Below are 1,403 nucleotides of genomic sequence, written 5' to 3' on the forward strand. Positions count from 1 at the left end.
ACCGCTTCAGGTTCAAAGCGGTCGCTGAAAGGAGACAGTGATCCTCCGCTGCCTCTAAACCTCGTCGTAAGACGCGTGTTAAATTGTGTTCTCTCTTTTGCGCGGCAAAGGTGCCTTCACACCAGATCTGCCGCTTCTTGAGGGCTTCCCGGTAGACTGGATCGCTCAGGCGCGATAAATTCTGTTTCCGCTGTGCCGTAAAATAGCTGTGTTCCAGCTTCCGTGCGCCACGCTTGTCCTGCTGGCTCAGGCATTTTTTACGCAGAGGACAGCACTGACAGTCCTGTTTATCCGCCAGATACAGCCAGTACAGCCCGCTGGCACTGCGGTGGAGCGTATTCAGGTTCAGCAGCTTGCCGTTGGGACAGACATAGGCGTCCAGGCTTTCATCATATTGAAATGCCTCCCGTTTCAGTTCCACATTGGTGCGGTCGTGAAATGCCTGGGGGCGGACGAAGAATTGGATTTCCAGCTCTTTCAGCGCCTGATGGGCCAAAGGAAAGTCATAGGCGGCATCCGCCGCCGCGGCTTGAATGGGCAGGATATTCCTGTGAACCCGCTCAATTTGATCCAGGTACGGCACGGAGTCATAGACATCTCCGGGCGTTACCGTCACATCCAAAATCACGCCGCAGTCCGTATCTACCGTCTGGTGAGAGAGGTAATGCTGCCCGCGTGGCTTCCCCGGACGCTTCATATGTCCGGCTTCCGGGTCAGTCCGACTTACCCGCTTCTTGGTCTGACGCCGATCCTTTTTGATCTGTTTGACCCGCTTCTTCCGCCGTTTTCCCGTTCGGCGTTCCAATTCCTCCAGCCCTTCTTCCTCATAGGCGTCCAGCCGTTCCCAGTATGCTCCCGGACTCTCCGGCAGCGCCACCAGCTCCTCCGAGGCCCGGGATGCGTTGGCCTTCACATGGGTGGAATCCGTTCCAACCAGTCGTCCACTGGCCAGCCCCTTGGCGACGCACTGCCGCACCACCTCCTCAAACAGACGCCGGAAGATCTTACGAAAGTTTGGTTTCCGCCGCCGAAGCTGGGAGATCGTACTGTGATCCGGCACCCGGTCAAACAGATCCAGTCCCAGATACCACCGCAGGGCCACATCCGTCTGGATTCGCTGCTCGATCTGACGCTCGGAGGGTATTCCGTACAGAAAGCCCACCAGCAGATATTTCACCAGCACCACCGGGTCGATGGGCGGCCGCCCATACCGCCGGCTATATAGGTGAGCCATTTCCTCATATACAAATCCAAGATCCAATACCGTATCCAATTTCCTCAAAAAATGGCCCTCCGGTACCAGATCTTCTATCGTCACCATGTGAAACTTCAGCTGCATCTTCCCACCCCCGTATGCACTTATTTTACCATGGTTTTCTCCTCGGGTGAATCTTTTGTCAACA

General features: G+C 55.8%; 1 protein-coding gene. It reads right to left on the minus strand.

Annotated features, from left to right (window positions below; translation table 11 throughout):
* A partial coding sequence (locus tag B5F35_RS18135; RefSeq protein ID WP_087243077.1) for an IS1182 family transposase occupies nt 1-1,339 on the minus strand: 1,339 nt, incomplete at its 3' end.
* Nucleotides 1,340-1,403 lie beyond the last annotated feature (64 nt).

The organism is Anaeromassilibacillus sp. An200 (genome assembly GCF_002160025.1).
Lineage (GTDB): Bacteria > Bacillota > Clostridia > Oscillospirales > Acutalibacteraceae > Caccousia > Caccousia stercoris.